The sequence below is a fragment of the Streptomyces colonosanans genome (assembly GCF_001866645.1).
Classification (GTDB): domain Bacteria; phylum Actinomycetota; class Actinomycetes; order Streptomycetales; family Streptomycetaceae; genus Streptomyces; species Streptomyces colonosanans.
On the sequence record NZ_MLYP01000091.1, the window covers coordinates 1 to 5,319 of the forward strand.

2 rRNA genes are annotated in these 5,319 nt (G+C 57.5%); both read right to left on the reverse strand.

Annotated features, from left to right (window positions below):
• Positions 1-22: 22 nt before the first annotated feature.
• A 23S ribosomal RNA gene (locus tag BIV24_RS28325) occupies positions 23-3,144 on the reverse strand.
• A gap of 315 nt (positions 3,145-3,459) precedes the next feature.
• A 16S ribosomal RNA gene (locus BIV24_RS28330) occupies positions 3,460-4,985 on the reverse strand.
• The 16S and 23S rRNA genes sit together here, the layout of an rRNA operon.
• Between the last annotated feature and the right edge of the window lie 334 nt (positions 4,986-5,319).

Here is a 5,319-nt window from a genome sequence, read left to right on the forward strand (position 1 = left end):
AACACAGTGGACGCGAGCAACTGAGGACAAGCCCTCGGCCTATTAGTACCAGTCACCTCCACACGTTACCGTGCTTCCAGATCTGGCCTATCAACCCAGTCGTCTACTGGGAGCCTTACCCCATCAAGTGGGTGGGAGTCCTCATCTCGAAGCAGGCTTCCCGCTTAGATGCTTTCAGCGGTTATCCCTCCCGAACGTAGCCAACCAGCCATGCCCTTGGCAGAACAACTGGCACACCAGAGGTTCGTCCGTCCCGGTCCTCTCGTACTAGGGACAGCCCTTCTCAAGACTCCTACGCGCACAGCGGATAGGGACCGAACTGTCTCACGACGTTCTAAACCCAGCTCGCGTACCGCTTTAATGGGCGAACAGCCCAACCCTTGGGACCGACTCCAGCCCCAGGATGCGACGAGCCGACATCGAGGTGCCAAACCATCCCGTCGATATGGACTCTTGGGGAAGATCAGCCTGTTATCCCCGGGGTACCTTTTATCCGTTGAGCGACGGCGCTTCCACAAGCCACCGCCGGATCACTAGTCCCGACTTTCGTCCCTGCTCGACCCGTCGGTCTCACAGTCAAGCTCCCTTGTGCACTTACACTCAACACCTGATTGCCAACCAGGCTGAGGGAACCTTTGGGCGCCTCCGTTACTCTTTAGGAGGCAACCGCCCCAGTTAAACTACCCATCAGACACTGTCCCTGATCCGGATCACGGACCCAGGTTAGACATCCAGCACGACCAGACTGGTATTTCAACGACGACTCCACAACCACTGGCGTGGCCGCTTCAAAGTCTCCCAGCTATCCTACACAAGCCGAACCGAACACCAATATCAAACTGTAGTAAAGGTCCCGGGGTCTTTCCGTCCTGCTGCGCGAAACGAGCATCTTTACTCGTAGTGCAATTTCACCGGGCCTATGGTTGAGACAGTCGAGAAGTCGTTACGCCATTCGTGCAGGTCGGAACTTACCCGACAAGGAATTTCGCTACCTTAGGATGGTTATAGTTACCACCGCCGTTTACTGGCGCTTAAGTTCTCAGCTTCGCCCCACCGAAATGGAGCTAACCGGTCCCCTTAACGTTCCAGCACCGGGCAGGCGTCAGTCCGTATACATCGCCTTACGGCTTCGCACGGACCTGTGTTTTTAGTAAACAGTCGCTTCTCGCTGGTCTCTGCGGCCACCCCCAGCTTGGGAAGCAAGTTCCCTCACCAGACGTGGCCCCCCTTCTCCCGAAGTTACGGGGGCATTTTGCCGAATTCCTTAACCATAGTTCACCCGAACGCCTCGGTATTCTCTACCTGACCACCTGAGTCGGTTTAGGGTACGGGCCGCCATGAAACTCGCTAGAGGCTTTTCTCGACAGCATAGGATCATCCACTTCACCACAATCGGCTCGGCATCAGGTCTCAGACACAAAGTGCGCGGATTTACCTACACACCGTCCTACACCCTTACCCCGGGACAACCACCGCCCGGGATGGACTACCTTCCTGCGTCACCCCATCACTCACCTACTAACCGCTTGGTTCGGCGGCTCCACCACTCCCCTCAACTCCGAAGAGATCAGGGCGGCTTCACGGCCTTAGCATCACGATGCTCGATGTTTGACGCTTCACAGCGGGTACCGGAATATCAACCGGTTATCCATCGACTACGCCTGTCGGCCTCGCCTTAGGTCCCGACTTACCCTGGGCAGATCAGCTTGACCCAGGAACCCTTAGTCAATCGGCGCACACGTTTCTCACGTGTGAATCGCTACTCATGCCTGCATTCTCACTCGTCAACCGTCCACAACTACCTTCCGGTGCTGCTTCACCCGGCAGACGACGCTCCCCTACCCATCACGATCCCCGTTGGGGGTTAATACCGCAATGACACGACTTCGGCGGTACGCTTGAGCCCCGCTACATTGTCGGCGCGGAATCACTAGACCAGTGAGCTATTACGCACTCTTTCAAGGGTGGCTGCTTCTAAGCCAACCTCCTGGTTGTTTTTGCGACTCCACATCCTTTCCCACTTAGCGTACGCTTAGGGGCCTTAGTCGATGCTCTGGGCTGTTTCCCTCTCGACCATGGAGCTTATCCCCCACAGTCTCACTGCCGCGCTCTCACTTACCGGCATTCGGAGTTTGGCTAAGGTCAGTAACCCGGTAGGGCCCATCGCCTATCCAGTGCTCTACCTCCGGCAAGAAACACACGACGCTGCACCTAAATGCATTTCGGGGAGAACCAGCTATCACGGAGTTTGATTGGCCTTTCACCCCTAACCACAGGTCATCCCCCAGGTTTTCAACCCTGGTGGGTTCGGTCCTCCACGAAGTCTTACCTCCGCTTCAACCTGCCCATGGCTAGATCACTCCGCTTCGGGTCTTGAGCGTGCTACTCCAACGCCCTATTCGGACTCGCTTTCGCTACGGCTACCCCACTCGGGTTAACCTCGCAACACACCGCAAACTCGCAGGCTCATTCTTCAAAAGGCACGCAGTCACGAGACACCAGCAAGCTGATGTCCGACGCTCCCACGGCTTGTAGGCACACGGTTTCAGGTACTATTTCACTCCCCTCCCGGGGTACTTTTCACCATTCCCTCACGGTACTATCCGCTATCGGTCACCAGGGAATATTTAGGCTTAGCGGGTGGTCCCGCCAGATTCACACGGGATTTCTCGGGCCCCGTGCTACTTGGGTGTTTCTCAAACGAGCCGCTGACGTTTCGACTACGGGGGTCTTACCCTCTACGCCGGACCTTTCGCATGTCCTTCGTCTACATCAACGGTTTCTGACTCGTCTCACAGCCGGCAGACTGTGAAAGAGAAATCCCACAACCCCGTATACGCAACCCCTGCCGGGTCTCACACGCATACGGTTTGGCCTCATCCAGTTTCGCTCGCCACTACTCCCGGAATCACGGTTGTTTTCTCTTCCTGCGGGTACTGAGATGTTTCACTTCCCCGCGTTCCCTCCACACTGCCTATGTGTTCAGCAGTGGGTGACAGCCCATGACGACTGCCGGGTTTCCCCATTCGGAAACCCCCGGATCAAAGCCTGGTTGACGACTCCCCGGGGACTATCGTGGCCTCCCACGTCCTTCATCGGTTCCTGGTGCCAAGGCATCCACCGTGCGCCCTTAAAAACTTGGCCACAGATGCTCGCGTCCACTGTGCAGTTCTCAAACAACGACCAACCACCCATCACCCACCACGCATCACGCGACGGTTCACTGGGGCCGGCAACCGAAGACCCAGCCATACGGCCGTGCCCTCAGACACCCAACAGCGTGCCCGGCCCAGTCCCGTCCGGAGATCATGCGTTCCACGCTCTTACGAGCAGTACTAGCAGCCCCCGACCCGAGGTCTGGACCGAATAGTCAACGTTCCACCCATGAGCAACCAGCATCAGACATTCGCTGATGTACTGGCCTCTGACCAACCGAAGTTGGTAAGAAGTGCTCCTTAGAAAGGAGGTGATCCAGCCGCACCTTCCGGTACGGCTACCTTGTTACGACTTCGTCCCAATCGCCAGTCCCACCTTCGACAGCTCCCTCCCACAAGGGGTTGGGCCACCGGCTTCGGGTGTTACCGACTTTCGTGACGTGACGGGCGGTGTGTACAAGGCCCGGGAACGTATTCACCGCAGCAATGCTGATCTGCGATTACTAGCGACTCCGACTTCATGGGGTCGAGTTGCAGACCCCAATCCGAACTGAGACCGGCTTTTTGAGATTCGCTCCACCTCGCGGTATCGCAGCTCATTGTACCGGCCATTGTAGCACGTGTGCAGCCCAAGACATAAGGGGCATGATGACTTGACGTCGTCCCCACCTTCCTCCGAGTTGACCCCGGCGGTCTCCCGTGAGTCCCCAGCACCACAAGGGCCTGCTGGCAACACGGGACAAGGGTTGCGCTCGTTGCGGGACTTAACCCAACATCTCACGACACGAGCTGACGACAGCCATGCACCACCTGTACACCGACCACAAGGGGGGCACTATCTCTAATGCTTTCCGGTGTATGTCAAGCCTTGGTAAGGTTCTTCGCGTTGCGTCGAATTAAGCCACATGCTCCGCCGCTTGTGCGGGCCCCCGTCAATTCCTTTGAGTTTTAGCCTTGCGGCCGTACTCCCCAGGCGGGGCACTTAATGCGTTAGCTGCGGCACGGACGACGTGGAATGTCGCCCACACCTAGTGCCCACCGTTTACGGCGTGGACTACCAGGGTATCTAATCCTGTTCGCTCCCCACGCTTTCGCTCCTCAGCGTCAGTATCGGCCCAGAGATCCGCCTTCGCCACCGGTGTTCCTCCTGATATCTGCGCATTTCACCGCTACACCAGGAATTCCGATCTCCCCTACCGAACTCTAGCCTGCCCGTATCGACTGCAGACCCGGGGTTAAGCCCCGGGCTTTCACAACCGACGCGACAAGCCGCCTACGAGCTCTTTACGCCCAATAATTCCGGACAACGCTTGCGCCCTACGTATTACCGCGGCTGCTGGCACGTAGTTAGCCGGCGCTTCTTCTGCAGGTACCGTCACTCTCGCTTCTTCCCTGCTGAAAGAGGTTTACAACCCGAAGGCCGTCATCCCTCACGCGGCGTCGCTGCATCAGGCTTTCGCCCATTGTGCAATATTCCCCACTGCTGCCTCCCGTAGGAGTCTGGGCCGTGTCTCAGTCCCAGTGTGGCCGGTCGCCCTCTCAGGCCGGCTACCCGTCGTCGCCTTGGTGAGCCATTACCTCACCAACAAGCTGATAGGCCGCGGGCTCATCCTGCACCGCCGGAGCTTTCCACCGTCATCGGATGCCCGAGACAGTCGTATCCGGTATTAGACCCCGTTTCCAGGGCTTGTCCCAGAGTGCAGGGCAGATTGCCCACGTGTTACTCACCCGTTCGCCACTAATCCACCCCGAAGGGCTTCATCGTTCGACTTGCATGTGTTAAGCACGCCGCCAGCGTTCGTCCTGAGCCAGGATCAAACTCTCCGTGAATGTTTTCCGGTAATCCGGTGACACACACGGGAGCGGAACCAAGAGGAGGAATAGTCCCCTCGGTTCACAGCGTCCTCGCTGTGTTTTTTCAAAGGAACCTCGTCCCAACCGAAATCCGGTCGGAGACGGGGTATCAACATATCTGGCGTTGACTTTTGGCACGCTGTTGAGTTCTCAAGGAACGGACGCTTCCTTTGTACTCACCCGAGAGACTCACTCTCGCGGCTTTCCTCCGGGCGCTTCCCTTCGGTGTTTCCGACTCTATCAGATCTTTTCTCGATCCGATTTCCTCGGTGCTTTCCAGGTTCCCGCTCTCGCGTTTCCCTTTCCGGCG